The organism is Pseudomonas sp. LTGT-11-2Z (assembly GCF_003691445.1).
Lineage (GTDB): Bacteria > Pseudomonadota > Gammaproteobacteria > Pseudomonadales > Pseudomonadaceae > Aquipseudomonas > Aquipseudomonas monteilii.
This window is the reverse complement of record NZ_CP033104.1, coordinates 3,727,945-3,753,777: the sequence shown is the minus strand read 5'-3', so window position 1 is coordinate 3,753,777 and position 25,833 is coordinate 3,727,945. Positions and strand designations below refer to the sequence as shown.

Sequence of the window (25,833 nt, the reverse complement as noted above, 5' to 3'; positions counted from 1 at the left end):
ACCATGCCATTTCGCCGTACCCTTCTGGCCGCCTCCCTGGCCCTGCTGATCACTGGCCAGGCTCCGCTGTACGCTGCGCCGCCGCTGTCGATGGACAACGGCACCACCGCCTTGACCGTGCAAAACAGCAACGCCTGGGTCGAAATCAGCGCCAGCGCCCTGCAACACAACATCCGCACCTTGCAGGCCGAACTGGCCGGCAAGTCCAAGCTGTGTGCCGTGCTCAAGGCCGATGCCTATGGCCACGGTGTCGGCCTGGTGATGCCGTCGATCATTGCCCAGGGCGTGCCCTGCGTGGCGGTGGCCAGCAACGAGGAGGCCCGCGTGGTCCGCGCCAGTGGCTTCACCGGGCAACTGGTGCGGGTACGCCTGGCCAGCCTCAGCGAAGTGGAAGACGCCTTGCAGTACGACATGGAAGAACTGGTGGGCAGTGCCGAATTCGCCCGCCAACTCGACGCCATCGCCGAGCGCAATGGCAAGCCGTTGCGCATCCACCTGGCCCTCAATTCCAGCGGCATGAGCCGCAACGGGGTAGAGATGACCACTTGGTCCGGCCGTGGCGAAGCGCTGCAGGTAACCGACCAGAAGCACCTCAAGCTGGTCGCGCTGATGACCCACTTCGCCGTGGAAGACAAAGACGATGTGCGCAAGGGCCTGGCAGCGTTCAACGAGCAAACCGACTGGCTGATCAAGCACGCCAAGCTGGACCGCAGCAAGCTCACCCTGCACGCCGCCAACTCGTTCGCTACGCTGGAGGTGCCGGAAGCGCGCCTGGACATGGTGCGCACCGGTGGCGCGCTGTTCGGTGACACCGTGCCGAGCCACACCGAGTACCAGCGGGCCATGCAGTTCAAGTCGCGTGTGGCTGCCGTGCACAGCTACCCGGCCGGCAATACCGTCGGTTACGACCGTACCTTTACTTTGGCTCGTGACGCTCGGCTGGCCAATATCACTGTCGGCTATTCCGACGGTTACCGCCGGGCGTTTACCAACAAGGGCCATGTGCTGATCAACGGCCACCGTGTGCCGGTCGTGGGCAAGGTGTCGATGAACACGCTGATGGTGGACGTTACCGACTTCCCGGATGTGAAGGGGGGCAACGAAGTGGTGCTGTTCGGCAAGCAGGCCGGGGGCGAAATCACCCAGGCCGAAATGGAAGACATCAATGGCGCGTTGCTCGCCGACCTGTACACCGTGTGGGGCAGTTCCAACCCGAAGATCCTCGTCGACTGAAACCGCCATTGAAGGGAGATTGCCATGCGCTACGCCACGCTCACCCAACGCATCGCCGGCGACGGGGCTGCGGCCTGGGACATCCACTACCGCGCCCTGGCGTTGCAGGCCGAGGGCAAGGACATCCTGCTGCTCTCGGTAGGTGACCCGGACTTCGACACGCCCGCGCCGATCGTTGACGCGGCCATCGCCAGCCTGCGTGCGGGCCACACCCATTACGCCGATGTGCGCGGCAAGCTGGCCCTGCGCCAGGCCATTGCCAACCGCCACCGGCAGCGCAGCGGCCAGGCGGTCAGCGCAGACCAGGTGACCGTGTTGGCGGGTGCCCAGTGCGCGTTGTACTGCGTGGCCCAGTGCGTGCTGGATCCGGGCGACGAGGTGATCGTTGCCGAGCCCATGTATGTCACGTACGAGGCCGTGTTCGGTGCTTGTGGTGCCAAGGTGGTACCGGTGCCGGTGAAGCCGGAGAACGGCTTTCGTGTTTGCCCGCGAGACGTGGCCGAGCGCATCACGCCGCGCACCCGCGCGCTGGCCCTGAACAGCCCGCACAATCCCTCGGGTGCAAGCCTGCCCCGTGCGACCTGGGAAGCACTCGCCGAATTGTGCATCGCCCGTGACCTGTGGCTGATTTCCGACGAGGTGTACAGCGAGCTGCTGTACGAGGGTGAACATGTGAGCCCAGCCAGCCTGCCGGGTATGGCCGAACGCACCGCCACCCTCAACAGCCTGTCGAAGTCGCATGCCATGACGGGCTGGCGGGTGGGCTGGGTAGTCGGTTCGGCTGAACTGGCCACGCACCTGGAGAACCTCGCCTTGTGCATGCTGTATGGCTCGCCAGACTTCATTCAGGACGCTGCGGTGGTGGCGCTGGAGCAGCAGTTGCCCGAACTGGACGCCATGCGCGAGGCCTATCGCCAGCGCCGTGACCTGGTGTGCGAGCAACTGGCTGGCTGCCCGGGCCTCAAGGCGTTGAAGCCCGATGGTGGCATGTTCGTGATGGTTGATATCCGCGAAACCGGCCTCAGTGCCCAGGCCTTTGCCGACCGCCTGCTGGACAGCCAGGGCGTGTCGGTATTGGCCGGCGAAGCCTTTGGCCCCAGCGCCGCCGGGCATATTCGCCTGGGGCTGGTGCTGGGCAACGAGGCGCTCGTCGATGCCTGCCAGCGCATCGCCCGCTGTGCCGGCGAGCTGATGCAAGGCTAAGCGACGGCGGCAAAACAACCTGTTTTGTGCAAGGAGAACACGAGTGAATGTACTGATCGTCCACGCTCACCCCGAGCCACAATCATTTACCGCCGCACTGCGCGACCAGGCCGTGGAAACCTTTCGTGCCCAGGGCCACCAGGTGCAGGTCAGCGACTTGTACGCCATGGGCTGGAACCCGGTGGCCAGTGCCGAAGACTTCACCCAGCGCGAGAACCCGCAATACCTGGTGTATGCACTGGAGCAACGCCAGGGGGTCAAGCGCGGTGCCATCGCTGCGGATATCCAGCAGGAACTGGACAAGCTGCTGTGGGCTGACCTGCTGGTGCTTAACTTCCCGATTTTCTGGTTCTCGGCGCCGGCCATGCTCAAGGGCTGGATCGACCGGGTGCTGGTGTCGGGGGTGTGCTATGGCGGCAAGCGCTTCTACGACCAAGGTGGTTTGGCGGGCAAGAAGGCGCTGGTGACCGTGACCCTGGGCGGGCGCGAGCACATGTTTGGCGAAGGGGCGATTCATGGGCCGCTGGAAGACATGTTGCGGCCGATTCTGCGGGGTACGCTGGCCTACGTGGGGTTCGAGGTGTTGCCGCCGTTCGTGGCGTGGCATGTGCCGTACATCAGCGACGAAGCGCGGCAGGGTTTCTTGCAGCAGTATCGGCAGCGCCTGGAGCAACTCTCGGACGACCAGCCATTGGTGTTCCCGCGGTTGGCGCAGTTTGATGAGGCTTTGTACCCCCTGCCTTAAGTTGTGCGCAGCACTAAAAACGACCACCCACACATTCGGGGTATGTCCCCCCTCTGCAAATCCCCCGATAGTGAACCCATCGGCTCGATCCGGAGCATTCACACGATGGAGTTGCCATGCGCAAGGTACTGAAGGTGATGGGTGGTCTGCTGCTGGTGTCTGGCGCAAGCCTCGCCCAGGCGGCAGAGGTGGACAGCGGTAACACGCTGCGGTTGTACAACTGGACCGACTACATCGGCGAAACCACCCTGGCCGACTTCGAGAAGGCCACCGGCATCAAGGTCATCTACGACACCTTCGACGGCTACGAAACGGTACAGACCAAACTGCTCACCGGCCGCTCCGGCTACGACCTGGTCATGCTCAACGCATCCCTGGTACCCCCGCTGATCAGTGCTGGGGTGTTCCAGGCGCTGGACAAGCAGCAACTGCCCAGCTGGCACAACCTCGACCCGCAAGTGGTTGACAACCTGCAGGGCTACGACCCAGGCCTCAAGTACTCGGCGCCCTACACCTGGGGCAGTTCGGGAGTCACTTACAACGTCGACAAGATCACCGCGCGCATGCCCGACGCCCCCATCGGCTCGCTGGCCATGCTGTTCGACCCCAAGATCGTCTCGCGCTTCGCCGACTGTGGCGTCACCCTGATGGACGCGCCCACCGAAGTCATCCCGCTGGCCCTGCAATACTTGGGCAAGGACCCGCGCAGCGCATCTGCGGCCGATCTCAAGGCCGCCGAACAACTGCTGCTGAGCATCCGCCCCTATATTCGCAAGTTCGACTCGGTCAACTACCTCACCAGCCTGCCCAACGGCGATGTCTGCCTGGCACTGACCTGGTCCGGTGACTACGCCACCGCCCAGGCCCGCGCGGTGGAAGCGAAGAAGGACATCAAGCTGTCGTTCTTCATCCCCCAGGAGGGCTCGTTGATCTGGTTCGACAACCTGTACATCCCCAAGGATGCGCCCCATGCAGCCAACGCTCACCGCTTCATCGAGTTTTTGCTGCAGCCGCAGACCATGGCCAAGGTCACCGACTACATCCACTACGCCAACAGCAACGCTGCTGCCACTGCGCTGGTGCGTGACGACATCCGCCAGGACCCAGCCATCTACCCCGATTCATCCACCCGCGAACGCCTGTTCGCGCAGAAAACCCAGAGCCCCAAGGACATGCGTGCCATCACCCGGGTCTGGAACACGGTCAAGACCGGTTTCTGAACACTGCCCAACGATTCCCGCCAAGGAGCTGCCCATGGCCACCCCAAGCAAAGCGTTCGCCATCGCCCACGACCCGCTGGTGGAAGCCGATAAGGCCCACTACATGCACGGCTACCATGTGTTCGACGAGCACCGCGAGCAAGGCGCACTGAACATCGTCGCCGGCGAGGGCGCGTACATTCGCGACACCCACGGCAACCGCTTCCTCGATGCCGTTGGCGGCATGTGGTGCACCAACATCGGCCTGGGCCGTGAGGAGATGGCCCTGGCTATCGCCGACCAGGTGCGCCAACTGGCCTATTCCAACCCGTTCTCCGACATGGCCAACGACGTGGCCATCGAGCTGTGCCAGAAACTTGCGCAGCTGGCCCCCGGCGACCTGAACCATGTGTTCCTCACCACCGGCGGATCGACCGCTGTCGACACCGCCTACCGGCTGATCCAGTACTACCAGAACTGCCGCGGCAAGCCACACAAGAAACATATCATTGCCCGCTACAACGCTTACCACGGCTCTACCACCCTTACCATGTCGATCGGCAACAAGGCCGCCGACCGGGTGCCGGAGTTCGATTATCACCATGACCTGATCCACCACGTCTCCAACCCCAACCCGTACCGCGCGCCGGACGACATGGACGAGGCCGAGTTCCTCGACTTCCTCGTGGCCGAGTTCGAGGACAAGGTCCTCTCGTTGGGCGCTGACAACGTGGCAGCGTTCTTCGCCGAGCCGATCATGGGTTCGGGCGGGGTGATCATTCCGCCCAAGGGCTATTTCGAACGCATGTGGCAGCTGTGCCAGACCTACGACATCCTGTTCGTCGCCGACGAGGTGGTGACCTCGTTCGGGCGCCTGGGCACATTCTTCGCCAGCGAAGAACTGTTTGGCGTAACCCCCGACATCATCACCACCGCCAAGGGCCTGACCTCTGCCTACCTGCCGCTGGGCGCGTGCATTTTCTCCGCGCGCATCTGGCAGGTTATCGCCGAGCCGGGCAAGGGCCGTTGCTTCACCCATGGTTTCACTTACACCGGTCACCCGGTGTGCTGCACGGCGGCGCTGAAGAACATCGAGATCATCGAGCGCGAGCAGTTGCTGGAGCACGTCAAGGACGTTGGCAGCTATCTGGAACAACGCCTGCAAAGCCTGCGCGACTTGCCGCTGGTGGGGGATGTGCGCTGCATGAAGCTGATGGCCTGCGTCGAGTTCGTGGCCGACAAGGCCAGCAAGGCGCTGTTCCCGGATGAGGTGAACATTGGTGAACGCATCCATAGCAAGGCCCAGGCCAAGGGGCTGCTGGTACGCCCGATCATGCACCTGAACGTGATGTCGCCGCCGTTGATCATCACCCATGCGCAGGTGGATGAAATCGTCGAGACCCTGCGCCAGTGCATCATCGAGACCGCGCGCGAACTCACCGCGCTTGGCCTGTACCGGGGCCGATGAACCTGGCGCAAAGGGCTGTGCGGGGGCGTGCCTGGCAGGCTAGACTGCCGGGCATGACCCAGGCCACCCCCGACACCCCGCTTACCCTCACCATGGGCGCGCTGCAGCAATGGCATGCGGCGTTGCAGCGTGCGCTGGCCAATAGCGAAACGCCTGAGGCGCTGGAGCATGTAGCCGCTGCCATCGGCCAGCTGGTGCAGGTGGAATCGATGATGATCAGCCTGGAGTGCCAGGGGCGGGCGCCGCAGCTTTTATACCAGCAAGGCATTCCCGAACGGCACCGCGCCGCGGTGCTGGAACGCTACTTCAGTGCCGGTTACTTGCTCGACCCGTTCTGCCTGGCCGTGCAAGGCGGCCTGGCCGAAGGCTTTTACCACCTACAGGAAATCGCCCCCGACAACTTCTTCGACAGCGACTACTACAAGGCCTATTACCTGGGCACCGGTTGCAGCGAAGACAGCTACTACATCGTCGACCTCTGCGCGGGCCGCAAGCTATCGCTGAGCCTGTTCCAGGGTTGCAGCGGTACGCCCCTGAGTGCCGGGCAGATCAACCTGCTGCGGGCGCTGGAGCCTATGGTGCGCGAACTGCTGGGGCGCTATGCCCGACACAACCTGGAGCCTGGCACTGCATCGGTTGAGCGCGGCGGCTTGCAGGCGGCGTTCGACAGCTTTGGCTGCCAGGTGCTGACCGACCGCGAGCGCGAGGTGGCACACATGATCTTGCGAGGGCATTCGGTGAAGTCGACCGCGCTGGAGCTGGGTATCTCGCCTGAGACGGTGCGCATGCACCGCAAGAACCTGTACCTGAAGCTGGAGATCAACTCCCAGTCCGAGTTGTTTGCACGGTTCATCGACTGGTTGCGCGGCGACCCCCTCGAAAATTAGAGACTGATCTTGGCCAGTCGAGTTTCCAGCGCGGCAATATATGCCTGCAGCCGTTCATGTTCCTGACGCTCGGCGCTGATGTCCTCGAACACGCTGATCAGGTGTTCAGGCTCGCCATTGGCATGGCGCTGCATCAAGATCGTCGCCATCGTGCTACTCATCATCACGGCGGCGGTGATGATCGCCACGTCCTATACCTCGCCCAATGGCGTGATGCCGTTGTGGTTCGTGTTCTTGCTGGTGGCCTACCGACGGCGCACTCAACCACCTATCTGAGCCGATCACATACCCTGTGGCTTACCTACAGTGCCTGCCGTTCGATCAATGTCAGGCACCGTTGCACGACCGGGCTAACATCCCCCTTGCGGCGGCTAAGAATGATCGGGCTGACCGCGCCGCTATCCAGCAACCCGACATACTCGATATCGGTACGGTGCTGCTGTTGCACCGACGCCGGCACCAGGGTCACCCCCACGCCCACCGCCACCAGGCCGATGGCGGTTTGCAGTTCGTTGGCCCACTGGCTGACGCGGATGCTCATGCCGTGCTGGGCGAACAGCGCCAGTACGTGGTCGGCATAACTGGGCCGGGGGTTGGCCGGGTAGAGGATGAAGGCCTCGCTCGCCAGCTGGGCAAGGCTAAGCGGGCTGCCCGCCAGCGGGTGGCCCTTGGGCAGCACGGCCACCAGCGGGTCTTCGCGCAATACCTGTTGCGCAATGGCCGCGTCATCGATGCGAATACGCCCGAAGGCGATGTCGATGCGCCCGCTCTTCAGCGCTTCTACCTGCTGCAGCGTGGTCATCTCGCTCAGGCCCAGTTCCAGCTCGCTGTCCTGGCGCAGCTCGCGGATCAGCTCCGGCAGCACGTTGTACAGGGTCGAGGGGGCAAAGCCGATGCCCAGCCACTGGCGCTGGCCCTGGCCAATACGCCGGGTGTTGTCGCTGATATTCTGCAATTGCTGCAACACGGTGCAGGTCTGCTCATAGAAGAAGCGACCCGCCTCGGTCAGCCGCAGCGGGCGTTCGCGTACCACCAGCAGGGTACCGAGCTGGTCCTCCAGTTGGCTGATCTGCCGGCTCAGTGGTGGCTGGGCAATGTGCAGCAGCTCGGCGGCGCGGGTGAAATTGAGGGTTTCGGCCAGGACTTTGAAGTAACGCAGGTGGCGCAGCTCCACAAGACCTCCAGGGTATGGTGGGAGATTCATTTGATATTGGACGGTCACCAGGGTCTCGCGCAATCCTTGAACACGCAAGTAAATGCACCATTCGGGATTGCCACTGGCAGCCCGACCTGACGGGACCTGGCTACAATGACAAGCGCGCTGATTGAACGCATAGAAGCAATTATCGTCGACCTGCCGACCATTCGCCCGCACAAGCTGGCAATGCACACCATGCAGCAACAGACCCTGGTGGTATTGCGCGTGCACTGCAGCGATGGCGTGGAAGGTATCGGCGAGGCCACCACCATCGGTGGCCTGGCCTATGGCTACGAAAGCCCCGAGGGCATCAAGGCCAATATCGATGCGCACCTGGCGCCTGCGCTGATCGGCTTGGCGGCAGACAACATCAACGCTGCCATGCTCAGGCTGGACAAGCTGGCCAAGGGCAATACGTTTGCCAAGTCGGGTATCGAAAGCGCGTTGCTCGACGCCCAGGGCAAGCGCCTGGGCCTGCCGGTCAGCGAGCTTCTGGGCGGCCGTGTGCGTGACAGCCTGGAAGTGGCCTGGACCCTGGCCAGTGGCGACACTGCCCGCGACATCGCCGAAGCTCAGCACATGCTGGAAATTCGCCGTCACCGCGTGTTCAAGCTGAAGATCGGTGCCAACCCGGTGGAGCAAGACCTCAAGCACGTGGTGGCCATCAAGCGTGAGCTGGGCGACAGCGCCAGCGTGCGCGTCGACGTCAACCAGTACTGGGACGAATCCCAGGCCATTCGCGCCTGCCAGGTGTTGGGCGACAACGGTATCGACCTGATCGAACAACCGATTTCACGCATCAACCGGGGTGGCCAGGTGCGCCTGAACCAGCGCAGCCCGGCGCCGATCATGGCCGATGAGTCGATCGAAAGCGTCGAGGACGCCTTCAGCCTGGCCGCCGACGGCGCGGCCAGCATCTTCGCCCTGAAAATCGCCAAGAACGGCGGCCCGCGTGCCGTATTGCGCACCGCGCAAATCGCCGAGGCCGCCGGTATCGCCCTGTATGGCGGCACCATGCTCGAAGGTTCGATCGGCACTTTGGCGTCGGCCCATGCCTTCCTTACCCTGCGCCAACTCACCTGGGGAACCGAGCTGTTCGGCCCGCTGCTGCTGACCGAAGAAATCGTCAACGAGCCGCCGCAGTACCGCGACTTCCAGCTGCATATTCCCCGTACCCCAGGCCTGGGCCTGACCCTGGACGAACAGCGCCTGGCGCGCTTCGCCCGTCGCTGATCAGCAAGCAAGGAGAAAATCATGCTGTTCCACGTGAAGATGACCGTGAAACTGCCGGTCGACATGGACCCGGCCAAGGCAGCCAAGCTCAAGGCCGATGAAAAAGAACTGGCTCAGCGCCTGCAGCGCGAGGGCACCTGGCGCCACCTGTGGCGCATTGCCGGGCACTATGCCAACTACAGCGTGTTCGATGTGCCCAGCGTCGAAGCGCTGCACGATACCCTGATGCAACTGCCGCTGTTCCCGTACATGGACATCGAGGTGAACGGCCTGTGCCGGCACCCTTCGTCGATCCACAGCGACGACCGCTGATTCGCACCTGACTACCCGACAAGAACAATACGAGGTAAGCACGATGACCGTGAAAATTTCCCACACTGCCGATGTTCAAGCCTTCTTCAACAAGGTAGCTGGCCTTGACCATGCCGAGGGCAACCCACGCTTCAAGCAGATCATCCTGCGCGTCCTGCAGGACACCGCGCGCCTGGTCGAAGACCTGGAAATCACCGAAGACGAATTCTGGCACGCCATTGACTACCTCAACCGCCTGGGCGGCCGTAACGAGGCGGGCCTGCTGGCCGCAGGCCTGGGTATCGAGCACTTCCTCGACCTGCTGCAAGACGCCAAGGACGCCGAAGCCGGCTTGGGTGGCGGCACACCGCGCACCATCGAAGGCCCGCTGTACGTGGCCGGTGCGCCGCTGGCGCAAGGCGAAGCGCGCATGGATGACGGCACCGATCCGGGTGTGGTGATGTTCCTTCAGGGCCAGGTGTTCGATGCCGACGGCAAGCCGCTGGCCGGTGCCACCGTCGATCTCTGGCACGCCAACACCCAGGGCACTTATTCGTACTTCGATTCGACTCAGTCCGAATACAACCTGCGCCGCCGCATCATCACCGATGCCGAGGGCCGCTACCGTGCGCGCTCCATCGTGCCGTCGGGGTACGGCTGCGACCCGCATGGCCCGACCCAGGAATGCCTGGACCTGCTCGGCCGCCACGGCCAGCGCCCGGCGCACGTGCACTTCTTCATCTCGGCACCTGGGTACCGCCACCTGACCACGCAGATCAACTTCGAGGGCGACAAGTACCTGTGGGATGACTTCGCCTACGCCACCCGTGACGGGTTGATTGGCGAGCTGCGCTTTGTCGAAGATGCCGCTGCCGCGCGTGATCGCGGTGTTCAGGGCGAGCGCTTTGCCGAACTGGCGTTCGACTTCCACCTGCAGGCGGCTGCAGCGCCGGAGGCCGAAGCGCGCAGCCATCGGCCGCGTGCGTTGCAGGAGGGCTGAGTTCTAGCCTGGATTCACAGTGTTTTGGCCTGGGCCTTTCCGTGCGGGGAGGGCCTGGGCTTTTTGCTGTCGGCCGCTTGTCATCTAGAATCGGCCTTTTACCCCGAGCCCGCACCATGCTCCCGATTGCACTGTTACCGACTACCGCCGACCAGGCCCCGCTCATCCGTAACCTTTACCAGTTCTACTCTTACGAGTCCTCCGACTGGGAGCAGGAAGATGTCGAAGTGGATGGCCGCTTCTACATCCACGACGAGCACCTGCAGCGCTACTGGCAGGACGACGGTTGGGGCGCCTACCTGGTGCTGGCGGACGGCTTCATCGCCGGTTTCGTACTGGTGGAACGCAGCGAGCTGCCGGGCCTCGATGCCCTCGAACTGGCCGACCTGTTCATCCTGAAGAAATACCGCCGCCAGGGTATTGGGCAGGCGGTGGCGTTGCAGCTGTTGAGCGGTGAGGGCGACTGGTTGCTGCGCTGCTACGCACAGGATCCGCCCGCTGTGGCGTTCTGCAAGGCTGTGCTGGCGAACCTGTCGCGCCCGGCACAGGCGATTGCCTTGGACGATGAGCCTGACTTGCTGAATTTCCTGGTGAGTGGCGCCCGCCATTGAGGCTTTATCTGTCTTCGTTCGTCCTTGAAGGGGAATAGCGAGATTTTTGTGAACCGCTTCACAAAATCGTCATGAGCGGCATAATGCCATCAACGCATACCAAGACCCGGCCACAGTGTGCCGGGGTCCCTTCTCATGCCCCTCGAGGGTTCAGGTAAAGTTCATGTCGCTAGCTGCAAACCCCGACATCATGTACCGGCTGTTGATCCAGAGCGTGGTGGACTATGCCATCTACCTGCTCACCCCCGAGGGTATTGTCGCCAACTGGAACCCCGGTGCCCAACGTGCCAAGGGCTACCATGCCGATGAAATTGTCGGCCAGCATTACTCGTTGTTTTACACCGATGCCGAGCGTGCAGCCGGGCTGCCGGCGCTGAACCTGGAGCAGGCGCGCAGCACCGGGCGCTTTGAAGAAGTGGGTTCGCGCCTGCGTAAGGATGGCACTGCCTTTCACGCCCATGTGGTCATCGAAGCGGTGCATGACGATGCCGGGCAACTGGTGGGGTTCGCCAAGGTCACCCGCGACATTTCCGAGCGCCACCACCAGGAGCAGGAGCTGCTGAAGGCCAAGGAACTGGCCGAGCAGTACAGCCAGGAAATGACCAAGCTGTCTCAGTTTCTGGATTCGGTGATTGCCAACATTCCTGCCAGCGTCATCGTCCAGGACCTGGAAAGCCAGCGCATCCTGTTGGCCAACCAGCAGGCCGAGCGCCTGTTCGGCGGGCCGGGGCGCAGCATGATCGGTCAGTTGCCCGGTGACTGCCTTGCCCCCGCAGCGGCCGGCTACCTTGAGCAGCAACTGGCGCGTGGTGCCCGCAGTACCAAGGGCCATGCCGCCGAAACCCGCGTCGACACGGCCCGCGGCCCGCGCACCCTTCGCAGCCGCACCTTGCTCAGCCAGAACCGCGAGGGCCAGGCTGACTACGTGCTGTTCGTCGCCGAGGACGCCACTGAAGAGTTGGCCGCCCATGCGCAGATCCACCACATGGCGCACCATGATGCGCTCACCGGGTTGCCCAACCGAACGCTGTTCAACGAACGCCTGCGACAGGCCCTGGTGCGCGGCAGCGAAAACGCCAAGCTGACCGCTGCCTTGTGCCTGGACCTGGACAATTTCAAGAACATCAACGACTCGTTGGGCCATGCCTTTGGCGACAAGCTGCTGCGCGAGCTGGGCAAACGCCTGCGCCGCGAGTTGCGCGAGCACGACACTCTGGCGCGTCTGGGTGGTGACGAGTTTGCCGTGGTGCTGACCGGCCTGGATGGCCGAGATGCCGCATGCAACACCGCGCAGCGGTTGATCAACGCCATCTGCCCGCCGTTCCAGATCGAGGGGCACCAGTTCACTGTGGGGGTCAGCATCGGCATTGCCATCGCCCCCGATGACAACGACCAGGCCGAGCAATTGCTCGGTTATGCCGACATGGCGCTGTACGAGGCCAAGCGCAATGGCCGCAACCGCTACGAGTGTTTCGACGTCGAGCTGGACGTCGCGGCCCGCCAGCGCCGCCTAGTGGAAACCGACCTTCGTACCGCGCTGCATCTGGGCCAGCTGCAGCTGCACTACCAGCCGGTGGTCGACCAGCAGACCAGCAGCGTTACCGGTTACGAGGCGTTGCTGCGCTGGGAGCACCCGACCCGTGGCATGGTCATGCCCATGGACTTCATCCCCATCGCTGAAGAAACCGGGCTGATCCACGAACTGGGCACGCGTGCACTGAACCTGGCTTGCCAGGAGGCGGCCAGCTGGGACAGCGAACAGACCGTGTCGGTCAACCTGTCGGCCGTGCAGTTCAAAAATGGCAACCTTGTCCATATCGTCGCCCTGGCGCTGGCCGACTCAGGCCTGCCGCCGCAGCGGCTGGAGCTGGAAATTACCGAATCGGTACTGCTGGGCAACAGCGAAGAAAACGTGCGCACCTTGCGTGCGCTGAAAGACCTGGGTGTGTCCATCTCGCTGGACGACTTCGGGACCGGCTACTCATCGTTGGGGTACCTGCGGTCGTTTCCGTTCGACCGGATCAAGATCGACAAGTCGTTCGTGCACGACATGTGCGACAGCCGCGAAGCAATGTCGATCATTCGCGCCATTACCGACCTGTCCAACAGCCTGATGATCAAGACCACGGCCGAGGGGGTGGAGTCGGAAGAGCAGATGCGTCGGTTGGCGGCGGAAGGGTGTTCGCACTTTCAGGGTTACCTGTACGGGCGGCCGGCACCGGCGAGCGAGCGGTTGAAGCAGGTCATTACGCCAGGCTGACGGCTTACGCGGTCTTACTCAAAATCTAAAAACTTGTGCAATCCTTGTGGGAGCGGGCGTGCCCGCTCCCACAAGGCCTGTGTCGCGCTTATGAATTTCAGCTATTCCAGTCCGGCGCAAACGCCGGGCTCACTACGCGCTGATCCTTCGGCAACCCGGCAATCGCCGCACGGTCTTCGTCATCCAGTTGCACGTCCAGCGCTGCCAGGTTGGCCAGTTGGTTTTCGCGGCTACTGGCCTTGGGGATCGCCGCTACGCCGTCCTGGTCCAGCAGCCATTTCAGTGCCACCTGGCCAGGCAGCACACCATGCTTACGGGCAACTTCCTGGATGACCGGCTGCGCCGCTGCCTGGCCACGGGCCAGTGGGGTGTAGGCGGTGAGCAGCAGGTCATGGCGGCGCGCGTAATCAAGCAGCGGTTGCTGGCCAAGTAGTACATGGTATTCCACCTGAATCGCCGACAACGGTGCGCCCAGGGTTTCCATCACCTGGCGCAGCAGCCCAAGCGGGAAGTTGGCCACGCCGATGTGCCGCGCCTTGCCTTCGTCACGCAGCGCTACCAACGTTTCGATGCTGCGGGCCAGGTCCCAGTCCTGGCCGGGCCAGTGAATGTGGAACAGGTCGACGTGCTCGGTGCCCAGCGCGCGCAGGCTGTCTTCCAGTGACTGACGCATGGCCTTGGGTTCCAGGCGGTCCCACCACACCTTGGTGGTCAGGTGGATCTGCTCGCGCGGCACGTCGCTGTCGCGCAGGGCCTGGCCGACAGCCGCTTCGTTGTCGTAAGCGGTGGCGGTATCGATGTGCCGGTAACCCACGTCCAGCGCCTGGCGCACGGCCTGGGTGCACTCGGTGCCAGTCATCGGCCAGGTGCCCAGGCCGATTGCGGGCAGGGCCAGGCCGTTACGGGTGGTGAGCCTTTGCATGTAAATTCCTTGTAGGGTGTGCAGGGTTCGCCGTCGATGGTCGGCGATCAGCACGGCACGGGCCATGCGTGCGGGGCACAAAGTGGTCGATCAGCGAACAGAATTTGCAGTCGTCCTGGACAAGCGGCAATTGAACTTCCTTATGCTGCGCCATCTCTTCTAGAATCCGAACTGTTGCATCCGCCAGGCCATGCCTGTGCGGCCTTCCCTGGGCGCTGCCTGCTGGCGCGCCGTCATCGAGAGAGCCATGAGTTCCAGCACACCGCTGTCCGGCGTCAACCAACCTCTGCGTGGCATCACCCTCGTCGTGGTGGCGACGTTTCTGTTTGCCAGCCACGATGCCTTGTCCAAGTTTCTTGGCGGCCTGTACCCGATCATCATGGTGGTGTGGGCACGCTATTTAGTGCATACGCTGCTGATGGCCGGCATCTTTCTGCCCAAGTCGGGTATGAACGTGCTGCGCACCCGTCGGCCGCTGTTGCAGACGCTACGTGCATTGAGCCTGCTCAGCACCAGCCTGTTGTTTACCGCTGGCCTGCAATACCTGCCGCTGGCCGAGGCCACGGCAGTCAACTTTCTTGCCCCGGTGCTGGTCACCGCGCTGTCGGCGCCGCTGCTCAAAGAGCGGGTGACGGTGGGGCAGTGGGTGGCGGTGGTGTTGGGCTTTATCGGCGTGCTGGTGGTGGTACACCCGGGGGGAGCAATGTTCACCCCTGCCATTCTGTACCCGTTCGGTTCGGCGCTGGGGTTCTGCTTCTACCAACTGCTGACGCGCATCCTGGCGGCGCACGACAGCCCGACCACCAGCAACTTCTATGCGGGGCTGTGCAACACCTTGGCGTTGAGTGCGCTGGTGCCGTTCTTCTGGGAAATGCCGCGTTGGGACCATGCGCTGCTGATGCTGGCGTTGGGGGGCTTTGGCATGACGGCGCACCTGCTGCTGACCCAGGCCTTCCGCCATGCGGCGCCAGCGTTGCTGGCACCGTTCAGCTACTGCCAGATCGTGTTTGCCGGGTTGCTCGGGTTCGTGATCTACAGCCAGGTGCCGGATACCTTGAGTCTGGTGGGTATTTCGGTGATTTGCCTCAGTGGGCTGGGGGCGGCGTGGATGCAGCGGCGTAAATGAGGCGCTCGATCTCACAAACGCCAAACTTCTTCAGCCAAGCACCTACCGAGCCATAAACTGCAAAATACGCTCGCGCAACCAGCGCTCGGCGGGGTCGTTGTCCTGGGCACCGCTCCACACCATCGACAGCTCTGCCTCGGTGATATCGAACGGCGCCGGGTCGGCGCGTAAGCTGCCGTCGTCGGCCAGGGCGCAGGCGGCGTAGTCCGGCACCGTGGCGATCATCTCGGTATTGCGTAGCAGGGCGCGCAGGCTGCCGAACTGCGGCACTGCCAGCACCACCTTGCGGCAACGACCGATGCGCGCCAGGTCCAGGTCGATATTGCCGCTCATGTCGCCGGAGAACGACACCATCACATGCGGGCGGGCGCAGTATTCGTCGAGGGTCAGCGGGCCTGGGCGGTCGTCGGCGCGCAGCACCCGCACGCCGATGTTACGCAGCTTGCGGCGCTTGGCGGTGGCCGGCAGGTCGGTGGTGTAGCTCACACCGACCGAAATTTCACCGCTGGCCAGCAAGCCGGGCATCAGCAGGAAGTTGGCACGCCGTACCACCACGCTGATATCCGGGGCCTCTTCGCGAAGGGCCTGCAGAAGCGCTGGGAACAGGCCGAACTCGGCATCGTCCGACAGGCCCAGGCGGAACACGTTGCAACTGCTGGCCGGGTCGAACTCGCGGGCTCGGCTGATGGCGGCGGAAATCACGTCCATGGCCGGGCCCAGCTCCCTGAAGATCTGCATGGCCCTTGGCGTGGGCTCCATGGCCCGGCCGCTACGGATCAGCAGTGGGTCGTCAAACAGCTCGCGCAGGCGGGCGAGGGCGGCGCTGACGGTGGACTGGGTGATGAACAGCTTTTCACCCACGCGGGTCAGGTTGCGTTCGATCATCAGGGCTTCGAACAGCACCAGCAGGTTCATGTCGACGCGGCGCAGGTCGTTGCGGTTCATTGGGCTCGGGTTCCGGGGGTAAGGGCTTGGCGGTGTATTGAAGCATGTGGGCGGCCTGCTTGCCTTGTATGGATGTGCCTGCCAACGCCTGACAGAGCCAGCCTATCACCCCCTAACAGCCACTCTATTAGAAGTCTGCCCAAGCTCGGCTAGTCTTTCCCCTGGCCCCGCGAATTCCGCGAGCGGGCGGTGTGTCAGCACCTGCATGCAAGACCGCACCTGCCCGCCGTGACAGCTTCGCAAGCCCCGTGTAGACCTGATGAGGGGTAGCACGAGCCCACACGCTCGGCTGAAAGAACACCTGGCATAGACCGGAAATCTGGATAACCGACCCAAAGGTACCCGCAGATGTCGAACGAATCGAAATGCCCGTTCCATCAAACCGCAGGTGGCGGCACCACCAACCGTGACTGGTGGCCTGACCAGCTCAACCTGAGAATTCTTCACCAACATTCGTCCAAGTCCAGCCCTGACCCGGACTTCGATTACGCCAAGGCGTTCAAGAGCCTGGACTTCCAGGCCCTGAAAAAAGACCTGACCGCCTTGATGACCGATTCGCAGGACTGGTGGCCCGCCGACTTCGGCCACTACGGCCCGCTGTTCATCCGCATGGCCTGGCACAGCGCCGGTACCTACCGCATTGGCGATGGCCGGGGTGGCGCAGGCTCCGGTCAGCAGCGTTTCGCCCCACTCAACAGCTGGCCGGACAACGTCAGCCTGGACAAGGCCCGGCGCCTGCTGTGGCCGATCAAGCAAAAGTACGGCAACAAGATTTCCTGGGCCGACCTGATCGTGCTTACCGGCAACGTCGCCCTCGAATCCATGGGCTTCAAGACGTTCGGGTTCTCGGGCGGGCGTGCCGATGTGTGGGAGCCCGATGAAGATGTGTACTGGGGTTCGGAAAAGGTCTGGTTGGGGGGCGATACCCGCTACGGCAAGGACCAGGTCAAGGCGCAGCCGCCAGGCCAGGGTGACCTGGTGGCCGAGCCGGCCAAACATGGCGAAGAGCAGAACCGCGACTTGTCGGCCGAGCGCAACCTGGAAAACCCACTGGCCGCCGTGCAGATGGGCCTGATCTACGTGAACCCGGAAGGGCCGGAAGGTAACCCCGACCCGGTGGCTTCGGGCAAGGATATCCGCGAGACCTTCGGCCGCATGGCCATGAACGACGAAGAAACCGTGGCACTGATTGCAGGTGGCCACGCCTTCGGCAAGACCCACGGTGCCGGCCCTGCCGACAACGTCGGCCCGGAGCCGGAAGCTGCAGGCCTGGAGCTGCAGGGGTTGGGTTGGGCCAACAAGTTCGGAAGCGGCAAGGGTGGCGATACCATCACCAGCGGCCTGGAAGTGACCTGGACCTCGACCCCCACCCGATGGAGCAACGAGTACCTCAACAACCTGTTCAACTTCGACTGGGAACTGACCAAGAGCCCGGCCGGTGCCCACCAGTGGCGGCCGAAGGAGGGCAAGGGGGCAGGCACCGTGCCGGATGCCCATGACCCGGCCAAGCGCCACGCGCCTTCCATGCTCACCTCCGACCTGGCGCTGCGCTTCGACCCGATCTACGAACCGATCGCTCGCCGCTTCAAGGACAACCCTGAGCAGTTGGCGGATGCTTTCGCCCGCGCCTGGTACAAGCTGATCCACCGCGACATGGGCCCGCTTGCGCGTTACCTGGGCCCGGAAATGCCCAATGAAGAGCTGCTGTGGCAGGACCCGTTGCCCAAAACTGAGGCATCCACTGTCAGTGAACAAGACATCGCGGCCCTCAAGGCCAAGGTTTTAGCTTCGGGCTTGAGCGTGGGCGAGCTGGTTTCCACCGCCTGGGCATCGGCCTCGACCTTCCGTGGCTCCGACAAGCGCGGTGGTGCCAATGGCGCCCGCTTGCGCCTGGCGCCGCAGAAGGACTGGGCTGCAAACCAGGGTGTAGACAAGGTGCTGGCGGCGCTGGAGAAGATTCAGGCCGACTTCAACAATGGCGGTAAAAAGGTCTCGATGGCCGACCTGATCGTGCTGGCGGGTACCGCCGCCGTTGAAAAGGCCGCCAAGGATGCCGGCTACAGTGGCAGCGTGGGGTTCCGCCCGGGCCGTGTCGATGCGTCGCAAGCGCAGACCGATGTCGAATCGTTTGCCGTGTTGGAACCGTTGGCCGATGGTTTCCGCAATTTCACCAAGGCTCGCTATAGCGTCAAGGCCGAGAAGCTGTTGCTGGACAAGGCCCAGTTGCTGACCCTGACCGCGCCGGAGCTGACCGTGCTGATCGGTGGCCTGCGCGTGCTGGGCGCCAACCATGGCGGCAGCAAGCAGGGCGTGTTCACCGACAAGCCCGGCACCTTGAGCAATGACTTCTTCCGCAACCTGTTGGACATGGGCGTGGAATGGAAGGCGACTTCGGCAGACAACGAAAGCTTCGAAGGCCGCGATCGCAAGACCGGGCAGGTGAAGTGGACCGGTAGCCGGGTTGACCTGGTGTTTGGTTCGCATGCCCAGTTGCGGGCGCTGAGTGAGGTGTATGGCAGCAGTGATGGGGGTGACAAGTTCGTCCGGGACTTTGTGGCCGCGTGGCAGAAGGTCATGGAGCTGGATCGCTTTGACCTGAAGTAGCAGTGTTTCCGGGGGCGCATCGCGCCCCCTTTGCAGTGGCCATCCCGCCAATTCCAGGTCGGATAGATACAAAAGCGTCCTCGTCGGTTCTGTTGCAATGCTTCTCAGGCGGCAAGCCTGAACAGCGTGCTCACAACGACAAGGAACCCCGACCATGCAAATGCCCAAGACCCTGAAAATCCGCAATGGCGACAAGGTGCAGCCAACCTTCTCGGCCCAGGAATATGCGGCCCGCCATGCCCGGCTGCGGGCCTACATGGACGAGCAGGACATCGAAGCGGCGATCTTCACGTCGTACCACAACGTCAACTACTACAGCGATTTTCTCTACTGCTCGTTCGGCCGCCCCTATGCGCTGGTGATCACCCAGGACAAGGTGGTCTCGATCAGTGCCAACATCGACGGCGGGCAACCCTGGCGGCGCACGGTGGGCACTGACAACATCGTCTACACCGACTGGCAGCGCGACAACTTCTTCGTCGCCATCCAGCAGGCCCTGCCGCTGGCCTCGCGCATTGGCGTGGAGCATGACCACCTCAACCTGCAGAACCACGGCAAGCTCGCCGCCTGCTACCCCAAGGCTGAGCTGGTAGACATCGGTGCACCCTGCATGCGCATGCGCATGATCAAGTCGGCCGAGGAACAAGCGCTGATTCGCCATGGCGCGCAGGTAGCCGATATCGGCGGTGCGGCGGTGGTAGAGGCGCTGCGCGATCAAGTGCCTGAATATGAAGTGGCATTGCATGCCACCCAGGCGATGGTACGGGAAATTGCCAGGCGCTTCCCCGATGCCGAGCTGATGGACACCTGGACCTGGTTCCAGTCCGGGCTCAACACCGACGGTGCGCACAACCCGGTAACCAGCCGCCGCGTGGGCAAGGGTGAAATCCTCAGCCTCAACTGCTTCCCGATGATCGCTGGCTACTACACCGCGCTGGAGCGCACACTGTTCCTCGACCATTGCCCGGACGAGTACCTGCGCCTGTGGCAGGCCAACGTCGAGGTACACGAGGCCGGGTTGAAGCTGGTACGTCCAGGCATGCGCTGCAGCGATATCGCCCGCGAACTGAACGAGATTTTCCTGCGCCACGACCTGCTGCAATACCGCACCTTCGGTTATGGCCACTCGTTCGGCACCTTGAGCCACTACTACGGCCGCGAAGCCGGGCTGGAGCTGCGCGAAGACATCGATACGGTGCTGGAGCCGGGCATGGTGGTGTCGATCGAACCGATGATCATGCTGCCTGAAGGGCGACCGGGGGCGGGCGGGTATCGCGAGCATGACATCCTGATCGTCAATGACCACGGCGCTGAGAACATCACCCGATTCCCGTATGGGCCGGAGCACAACATCATTCGCAAGTAAGCATCGGTGGTGCCTCGTCGCGGCTTCAGCCGCGATGAGGCCAGCCCAGACAACAAAAAAATCACTGTATGACCACCAGACCCTGCCTCCAATTAAAAGAACCAGAGGGTACCCGTCATGTCCAGCACCACACTTGACCCATCCACCGTCGACGGCCCCGCGCTCAGTGCCGAACGCCAGGCCCTGCGCAAGGCCGCCCGGGCCAGTTTCATGGGCAACTTCGTCGAGTGGTTCGACTACGCCGCCTACGGCTACCTGGCCACCATCATCGCCGCCACCTTCTTCCCGCAAACCGATAAGACCACCGGCTTGCTGGCCACCTTTGCAGTGTTTGCCCTGTCGTTCCTGGTGCGGCCACTGGGCGGCATTGTCTGGGGCCATTTCGGCGACCGCCATGGCCGGCGCAACGCACTGTCGTGGTCGATCCTGATCATGTCGGTATCCACCTTTTGCATTGGCCTGTTGCCCGGTTATGCGCAAATCGGCCTGTGGGCACCCTGCCTGCTGTTGCTGATCCGGCTGGTGCAGGGCTTTTCGGCTTCGGGCGAGTACGCCGGTGCCGCCGCGTTTTTGGCTGAATACGCACCGCCTGGACGGCGCGGCTTGTACACCAGCATCGTGCCGGCCAGCACCGCAGCGGGGTTGCTGTTTGGTGCGGCATTCGTGGCGGTACTGCACGAGCTGCTCAGCAGCGAAGCCCTGCATGAATGGGGCTGGCGGCTGCCGTTCCTGCTGGCGGCGCCGTTTGGCCTGGTAGGGCGTTATATCCGTATGAGCCTGCAGGACACCCCCAAATTTCTGGAGATGGAGCAGCGCCTGGAAAACAAAGCCTGCATGGCGCGGGCGCCAATACGCGAACTGATGAGCCAGCACCGCCGCAGCCTGGGTATCGGCATTGGCGTTACCTGCCTGAACGCCGTGGCGTTCTACCTGCTGCTTAGCTACATGCCGACCTACCTGTCCACTGAAATGGGCATGAGCGAGCGGGATTCGTTCATTGCCTCGACGGTGTCGCTGGCCACCTATATCGGCTTGATTTTCCTGATGGGGCGTTTGTCCGACCAGTTTGGCCGCAAGACCATGCTGGTGGTGGCGTCGCTGTTGTTCCTGGGGCTGACCGTGCCGTTGTTCCGCCTGCTCGATGGGCAGCCGCTGGTGGTGATTCTGGCGATCCAGATTTGCTTCGGGGCGATACTGGCGATGAACGACGGGACCTTGCCGTGCCTGCTGGCGGAGATTTTCCCGACCCGGGTGCGTTTCAGTGGCTTTGCCCTGAGCTTCAATCTGGCCAACGCGCTGTTTGGCGGGACTGCGCCGTTCATTGCCACCTGGCTGATCCAGGTGACCGGCAGCAAGCTGGCGCCGGCGGGGTATTTGCTGGCGGCGGCACTGGTCGCGCTGGTGGCCATGCTGATGTGTCGGGAAACGGCGCACTCGGCTCTTGAAGATTAGTTGACCTGTACCGGCCTCTTCGCGGGTAAACCCGCGAAGAGGCCGGTAAAAGCAATACAAAAACTTGAATTAATGCAGCGAAGCCTGCCGCCGCTCCCCCAGCGGCGACAACCCGAAGAATCGGCTATAGCTCTTGGAAAAATGCGCCGGCGAACTGAACCCGCAAGCCAGTGCCACCTCTCGCACCTGCACATCGCTGCGCAGCAGCAACTCCCGCGCCCTCGACAGCCGTAACTCCAGGTAATACTGGCTGGGCGTACGCTGCAGGTACTTGTGAAACAGCCGCTCCAACTGGCGCACGGTCACTTCATTGAGGCTGGCCAGCTCTTCCAGCCCTAGCGGTTCTTCCAGGTTGGCTTCCATGATCGCCACCACCTGGCTCAGCTTGGGTTGGGCGCTGCCCAACAGGGTGCGCAGCGGCACCCGCTGGCGCTCGCGCTCGCCACGCATGCGGTCGCACAGCAACAGCTCGGCCGCCTTGGCCGCGATGTCCTGGCCGCCAGCCTCGCGGGCTACCAGTTGCAACATCATGTCCATGGCCGCCACACCCCCCGAGCAGGTGTAGCGGTCGCGGTCCAGCTCGAACAGCTGGCTGGAGATCACGATGCCGGGAAAGTGTGCCTGCAATGTCGGCAAGTCTTCCCAGTGGATGGTGCAGCGGTAGCCCTTTAGCAGTTCGGCCTTGGCCAGCAGGTAGCTGCCGGTACAGATACCGCCCAACGGCATGTGTTGGCGGGCCAGCTGGCGCAACCAGTCGATCAACGGACGGTTACCACGACTACGGTCGATGGGGTTGGCACCCACCACCAGCAGGGCATCCAGTGCGGGCGCGTTGGCGATGCTGTAGTCGGGTAAGACGCGCATGCCGTTGCTGGCCGTCACTGGCGCATCGTCTGCTGCGATGAGCACACTGCGAAACAGTGGCTTGCGCGCGGCCAGATTGGCCATGCGCAAGGTTTCTACCGCCGAGGCCAGGCCGATGGTGGTGAAATTGGGCAAAATCAGAAAGCCGAAGGTCTTCGCGGAACAACTCTTTACAATAGACGGCGATGGGGTTGCAGAAGCGGGGTGGACCATTGCGCTGTTCCTGTGCAAGCTGAGGCATAGTTCGTCAGGGGCAGTGAGAAAATACAGCCTCGCGTGGTTCTTGTTTTTATAGGTCGTTGCCGGGTCGATCTTACACCCCCGGCGCAGCGACCAGGAATGGCCCCGCCGGCTGGCAGGGCCGACAGTGATTGCACAGAGAAGGTGATCGTTCGTGAACCCCGAATCCATGCTGGCGGCATTGCCAGGCTACGCCATGTCGCCCGAGTCGATCCAGGTGCTGCCCGATGCCAAGGCCTACCGCGCCTGCCTGTTCGAGCGCATCCGCGCTGCAACCCGGCGCATCGTCATCGTTGCGTTGTACTTGCAGGAAGACGAGGCTGGCCAGGAAGTGCTGGATGCCTTGTACCAGGCCAAGGCCGAGCGGCCTGGCCTGGAAATTACTATCGTGGTCGACTGGTTCCGTGCCCGCCGTGGCCTGCTCGGGGCCGGTCGCCAGCCGGGTAACGCCGCCTGGTACCAGGCCCAGCGCCAGTTGCGCGGGCTGGATATCGTCATTCACGGGGTGCCAGTGCAGACCCGTGAGTTGTTTGGTGTGTTGCACCTGAAGGGCAGCATCATCGACGACTGTGTGATCTACACCGGCGCCAGCCTGAACAACGTGTACCTGCACCGCTTCGACCGTTATCGCCTGGACCGCTATCACCTGTTCCAGTCGCCAGCGCTGGCCGACGCCATGGTCGGCCTGGTAGGGCGCCTGCTGCACCACACCGCCACACCGCGCCTAGACTTGCCCGCACCACCCGCCACCCGTAGCCTGCGCGGCGACATCCGGCGCTTGCGTGTGCGGTTGCGGCGCATGGCGTACGAGGCACCGGCCGCCGTGCCTGGGGAGGGGTTGCGGGTGGTGCCACTGTTGGGCGTGGGCCGTGGCAACCCGTTGAACCGGGCGCTGTGCGCCCTGCTAGCGGCGGCGCGCACGCACATCATCATCAGCACGCCGTATTTCAACCCGCCACGGGTGGTGATGCGCGAGCTCGATCATGCGCTGGAGCGGGGCGTGCACGTTGAGCTGATCGTGGGTGACCGCACGGCCAACGACTTCTACATCGCCCCCGGTGAGCCGTTCAGTGCCAGTGGCGCTTTGCCTTATCTGTATGAAGACAACCTGCGAGGCTTCGCCCGGCGCCGCCACGCGGCCATTACACGTGGCCAGTTGGAAGTGCGGATCTGGAACGATCCCGGGCATACCTTTCACGCCAAGGGCGTGTGGGTCGACCAGCGCTATTCGCTGCTGACCGGCAACAACCTGAATCCGCGCGGGTTCAACCTGGACCTTGAGAACGGCCTGCTCATCGATGACCCGCAGGGGCAGTGGCTGGCGCCACGAGAGGCGGAGCTGGCCGAGTTGCGCCGGTTTGCGCCGAAAATCGGCTCGGCCGACGCGTTGGGGGTCAAGGCCGAGCACCCCAAGGAAGTGCGCAAGTTCCTGCGGCGGTTGCGTTATAGCCGGTTGGAGCCGTTGATCAAGCGGGTGCTCTGAGCCCTTGCACCCTTCCAAAAGCCATGCCCGCGCCTACAGGGACCGTGCCGGCTCGGCGACCTTAGCTAAGCCTGTGCTTGTCTGAGTGCTCACGGGCGGGCAACGGGTGCGTTTTATCGGGTGAATGCATCGCGATTTGAGTGGTGAACACGACCGCTTGATGTCAATATGATATTGCTTGCGCACGACCATGGACAGGGGCTGGGCTATCATTTGCAGGCAACCGTGCAAGGCCCCTCTGAAAAGTCATCACGAGTGCATACAATCGGGCCTTTTCTTCGTTAACCAGATAGGCCAATGCGTATATGGCGCTAGATCCACCCACGATGCTGACCATCTCGGTCGCCCTGGCAGCAGCAGCTGCGTTGTACCTGGCGATTGAGTGGCGCAGCGTCCGCGAAACCTCTTTGCTGTTCTGGAGTGCAGGTTTTGCCACCATTACTGTCGGCTGTGTTCTGGCCTTGCTACGTGGGATCGGCTTGCTGTTCATCGGCATCTGGTTCGCCAATGGCTTGCTGGTGGTTGCGCACTGGTTTTTCCTGATGGGCGTGTTGCGTTTTACCCAAGACCGTTTGTCTCGGGCCTGGTTATTGGTTGTGGTCGTGTGGTTCGCCTTGCTTTTGCTGCCCGTGGGGGCGCAGTGGTCGAAGGTGATGTTGATGGTCAACTCGCTGCTGGTGGCCGCGCTGACGTTGAAGGCCAGCTTCCTGTTACGGCCGCACGGCAAGTCGCTGAGCGTGGGGGCGGTGCAGCTGCGTTATGTGTTGCTGCTCCACGGGCTGTTCTACGTGGCCAAGGCGGTCATTGCGATCACGCCGGGCACCTTGATTGATCTGGCCACCTTTGGCGGGCTGATCATCCAGATTTCCCTGGTCGAAGGGGCGATGGCGATCATGCTGATTGCCTTGTCGATGACCGGCACCGTGCGTTATAGACGCGAGGAGCGGATTGCCCGGCTGGCCGCGCGCGACCCGTTGACTGCGCTCTACAACCGGCGCGCGCTGGAAGTGCGGGCCGGGCATTTCTTCAAGGAAGTGAGCCCGGCTCAACCCGGGGCCTTGATGCTGATCGACATCGACAACTTCAAGCTGGTCAACGACCTGCATGGGCACATAGCGGGTGATCGCTTGCTGATTGCCCTGAGCGAACTCATTCGCACGGTGCTGCCCGAGCGCTCGCTGGCAGCGCGTTTGGGCGGAGATGAGTTCGTCATCTTGCTGTGCGGGGCGAGCAGTGAGCGGGTCATGGAGTTGGGTGGGCTGTTGCGTGAACAGTTCCAGCAGTACGCCAGCAAGACCGTACCTACACCGCAGGCCGTCACCTTGAGTATCGGTGCCAACCTGTTCGACCAGCCACCGGCCAGCCTGGCGGCGTTGATCGAGCAGGGGGATGTGGCGTTGTACCAGTCCAAACGCAGTGGGCGGGACAGTATCCGGTTTGTAGAGCGGCCGATGGCAGACCTTAGCCAATAGACGATCGGTGCCGCCAAGCGGCCCCGATGGT

Annotated in this window: 22 protein-coding genes; 17 read left to right on the top strand and 5 right to left on the bottom strand. The window is 63.0% G+C overall.

Features of this window, described 5'->3' with window-relative positions; genetic code table 11:
- Positions 1-3: 3 nt before the first annotated feature.
- From alr to D8767_RS17465, 6 genes are all read left to right on the top strand, one after another.
- Complete coding sequence (alr, locus tag D8767_RS17490) at positions 4-1,233, top strand: alanine racemase (protein ID WP_016715667.1); 1,230 nt, start codon at positions 4-6, stop codon at positions 1,231-1,233.
- Between the two features lie 24 nt (positions 1,234-1,257).
- The gene (locus D8767_RS17485; protein ID WP_016715668.1) at positions 1,258-2,436 is read left to right on the top strand and encodes a pyridoxal phosphate-dependent aminotransferase; all 1,179 of its coding nucleotides are present in this window, start codon (positions 1,258-1,260) and stop codon (positions 2,434-2,436) included.
- Positions 2,437-2,479: 43 nt separating this feature from the next.
- Positions 2,480-3,181 carry an NAD(P)H-dependent oxidoreductase gene (locus D8767_RS17480; protein WP_016715669.1) on the top strand — a complete coding sequence of 234 codons (702 nt, stop codon included), beginning with the start codon at positions 2,480-2,482 and terminating at the stop codon, positions 3,179-3,181.
- Between the two features lie 116 nt (positions 3,182-3,297).
- The gene (locus D8767_RS17475) at positions 3,298-4,401 is read left to right on the top strand and encodes a polyamine ABC transporter substrate-binding protein (protein ID WP_016715670.1); all 1,104 of its coding nucleotides are present in this window, start codon (positions 3,298-3,300) and stop codon (positions 4,399-4,401) included.
- A gap of 34 nt (positions 4,402-4,435) precedes the next feature.
- Positions 4,436-5,848, top strand: coding sequence for an aminotransferase (locus tag D8767_RS17470; protein ID WP_016715671.1), 1,413 nt, complete (start codon positions 4,436-4,438; stop codon positions 5,846-5,848).
- A gap of 53 nt (positions 5,849-5,901) precedes the next feature.
- Positions 5,902-6,735 carry a helix-turn-helix transcriptional regulator gene (locus tag D8767_RS17465; RefSeq protein WP_016715672.1) on the top strand — a complete coding sequence of 278 codons (834 nt, stop codon included), beginning with the start codon at positions 5,902-5,904 and terminating at the stop codon, positions 6,733-6,735.
- Here the strand turns inward: D8767_RS17465 and D8767_RS17460 are convergent.
- Positions 6,732-6,923, bottom strand: a complete 192-nt coding sequence (locus D8767_RS17460; RefSeq protein ID WP_028699620.1) for a hypothetical protein — start codon at positions 6,921-6,923, stop codon at positions 6,732-6,734. The two genes, D8767_RS17465 and D8767_RS17460, sit on opposite strands and share 4 nt — an antisense overlap.
- A 113-nt stretch (positions 6,924-7,036) precedes the next feature.
- Complete coding sequence (gene catR / locus D8767_RS17455; RefSeq protein ID WP_016715675.1) at positions 7,037-7,909, bottom strand: HTH-type transcriptional regulator CatR; 873 nt, start codon at positions 7,907-7,909, stop codon at positions 7,037-7,039.
- 135 nt (positions 7,910-8,044) lie between these two features.
- On the opposite strand from catR, the gene D8767_RS17450 reads away from it, so the two are divergent.
- From D8767_RS17450 to D8767_RS17430, 5 genes are all read left to right on the top strand, one after another.
- Positions 8,045-9,166, top strand: coding sequence for a muconate cycloisomerase family protein (locus tag D8767_RS17450; RefSeq protein ID WP_016715676.1), 1,122 nt, complete (start codon positions 8,045-8,047; stop codon positions 9,164-9,166).
- Positions 9,167-9,187: 21 nt separating this feature from the next.
- Positions 9,188-9,478 (top strand): muconolactone Delta-isomerase, encoded by a 291-nt coding sequence (gene catC / locus D8767_RS17445; RefSeq protein ID WP_016715677.1) that lies wholly within the window; start codon positions 9,188-9,190, stop codon positions 9,476-9,478.
- Positions 9,479-9,521: 43 nt separating this feature from the next.
- On the top strand, positions 9,522-10,457 hold the full coding sequence (gene catA / locus D8767_RS17440) for a catechol 1,2-dioxygenase (protein ID WP_016715678.1): 936 nt from the start codon (positions 9,522-9,524) through the stop codon (positions 10,455-10,457).
- A gap of 116 nt (positions 10,458-10,573) precedes the next feature.
- The gene (locus D8767_RS17435; protein ID WP_016715679.1) at positions 10,574-11,068 is read left to right on the top strand and encodes a GNAT family N-acetyltransferase; all 495 of its coding nucleotides are present in this window, start codon (positions 10,574-10,576) and stop codon (positions 11,066-11,068) included.
- Positions 11,069-11,231: 163 nt separating this feature from the next.
- Positions 11,232-13,328: a bifunctional diguanylate cyclase/phosphodiesterase gene (locus D8767_RS17430; protein WP_016715680.1), complete on the top strand. Its 2,097-nt coding sequence runs from the start codon at positions 11,232-11,234 to the stop codon at positions 13,326-13,328.
- 97 nt (positions 13,329-13,425) lie between these two features.
- Here the strand turns inward: D8767_RS17430 and D8767_RS17425 are convergent, their stop codons facing one another.
- Positions 13,426-14,250 carry an aldo/keto reductase gene (locus D8767_RS17425; protein ID WP_016715681.1) on the bottom strand — a complete coding sequence of 275 codons (825 nt, stop codon included), beginning with the start codon at positions 14,248-14,250 and terminating at the stop codon, positions 13,426-13,428.
- A 247-nt stretch (positions 14,251-14,497) separates the two neighbouring features.
- Here D8767_RS17425 and D8767_RS17420 point away from each other — a divergent pair, with 247 nt between their 5' ends.
- A complete protein-coding gene (locus D8767_RS17420; RefSeq protein ID WP_016715684.1) occupies positions 14,498-15,376 on the top strand; it encodes a DMT family transporter in 879 nt (292 codons plus the stop codon).
- Between the two features lie 42 nt (positions 15,377-15,418).
- Here D8767_RS17420 and D8767_RS17415 read toward each other — a convergent pair whose 3' ends face one another.
- The gene (locus tag D8767_RS17415) at positions 15,419-16,321 is read right to left on the bottom strand and encodes a LysR family transcriptional regulator (RefSeq protein ID WP_016715685.1); all 903 of its coding nucleotides are present in this window, start codon (positions 16,319-16,321) and stop codon (positions 15,419-15,421) included.
- 348 nt (positions 16,322-16,669) lie between these two features.
- Between D8767_RS17415 and katG the strand changes: the two genes are divergently transcribed.
- The 3 genes from katG to D8767_RS17400 all read left to right on the top strand — a co-directional run bounded on the left by katG (position 16,670) and on the right by D8767_RS17400 (position 21,743).
- Positions 16,670-18,925 (top strand): catalase/peroxidase HPI, encoded by a 2,256-nt coding sequence (katG, locus tag D8767_RS17410; RefSeq protein WP_016715686.1) that lies wholly within the window; start codon positions 16,670-16,672, stop codon positions 18,923-18,925.
- 154 nt (positions 18,926-19,079) lie between these two features.
- Complete coding sequence (locus tag D8767_RS17405) at positions 19,080-20,291, top strand: M24 family metallopeptidase (RefSeq protein WP_016715687.1); 1,212 nt, start codon at positions 19,080-19,082, stop codon at positions 20,289-20,291.
- Positions 20,292-20,408: 117 nt separating this feature from the next.
- The gene (locus tag D8767_RS17400; RefSeq protein ID WP_016715688.1) at positions 20,409-21,743 is read left to right on the top strand and encodes an MFS transporter; all 1,335 of its coding nucleotides are present in this window, start codon (positions 20,409-20,411) and stop codon (positions 21,741-21,743) included.
- A gap of 69 nt (positions 21,744-21,812) precedes the next feature.
- Here the strand turns inward: D8767_RS17400 and D8767_RS17395 are convergent, their stop codons facing one another.
- Positions 21,813-22,820, bottom strand: a complete 1,008-nt coding sequence (locus D8767_RS17395; RefSeq protein WP_016715689.1) for a GlxA family transcriptional regulator — start codon at positions 22,818-22,820, stop codon at positions 21,813-21,815.
- A gap of 181 nt (positions 22,821-23,001) precedes the next feature.
- Between D8767_RS17395 and pssA the strand changes: the two genes are divergently transcribed.
- A complete protein-coding gene (gene pssA, locus D8767_RS17390; protein WP_016715690.1) occupies positions 23,002-24,330 on the top strand; it encodes a CDP-diacylglycerol--serine O-phosphatidyltransferase in 1,329 nt (442 codons plus the stop codon).
- Positions 24,331-24,656: 326 nt separating this feature from the next.
- Complete coding sequence (locus D8767_RS17385) at positions 24,657-25,802, top strand: GGDEF domain-containing protein (protein ID WP_028699617.1); 1,146 nt, start codon at positions 24,657-24,659, stop codon at positions 25,800-25,802.
- Positions 25,803-25,833 lie beyond the last annotated feature (31 nt).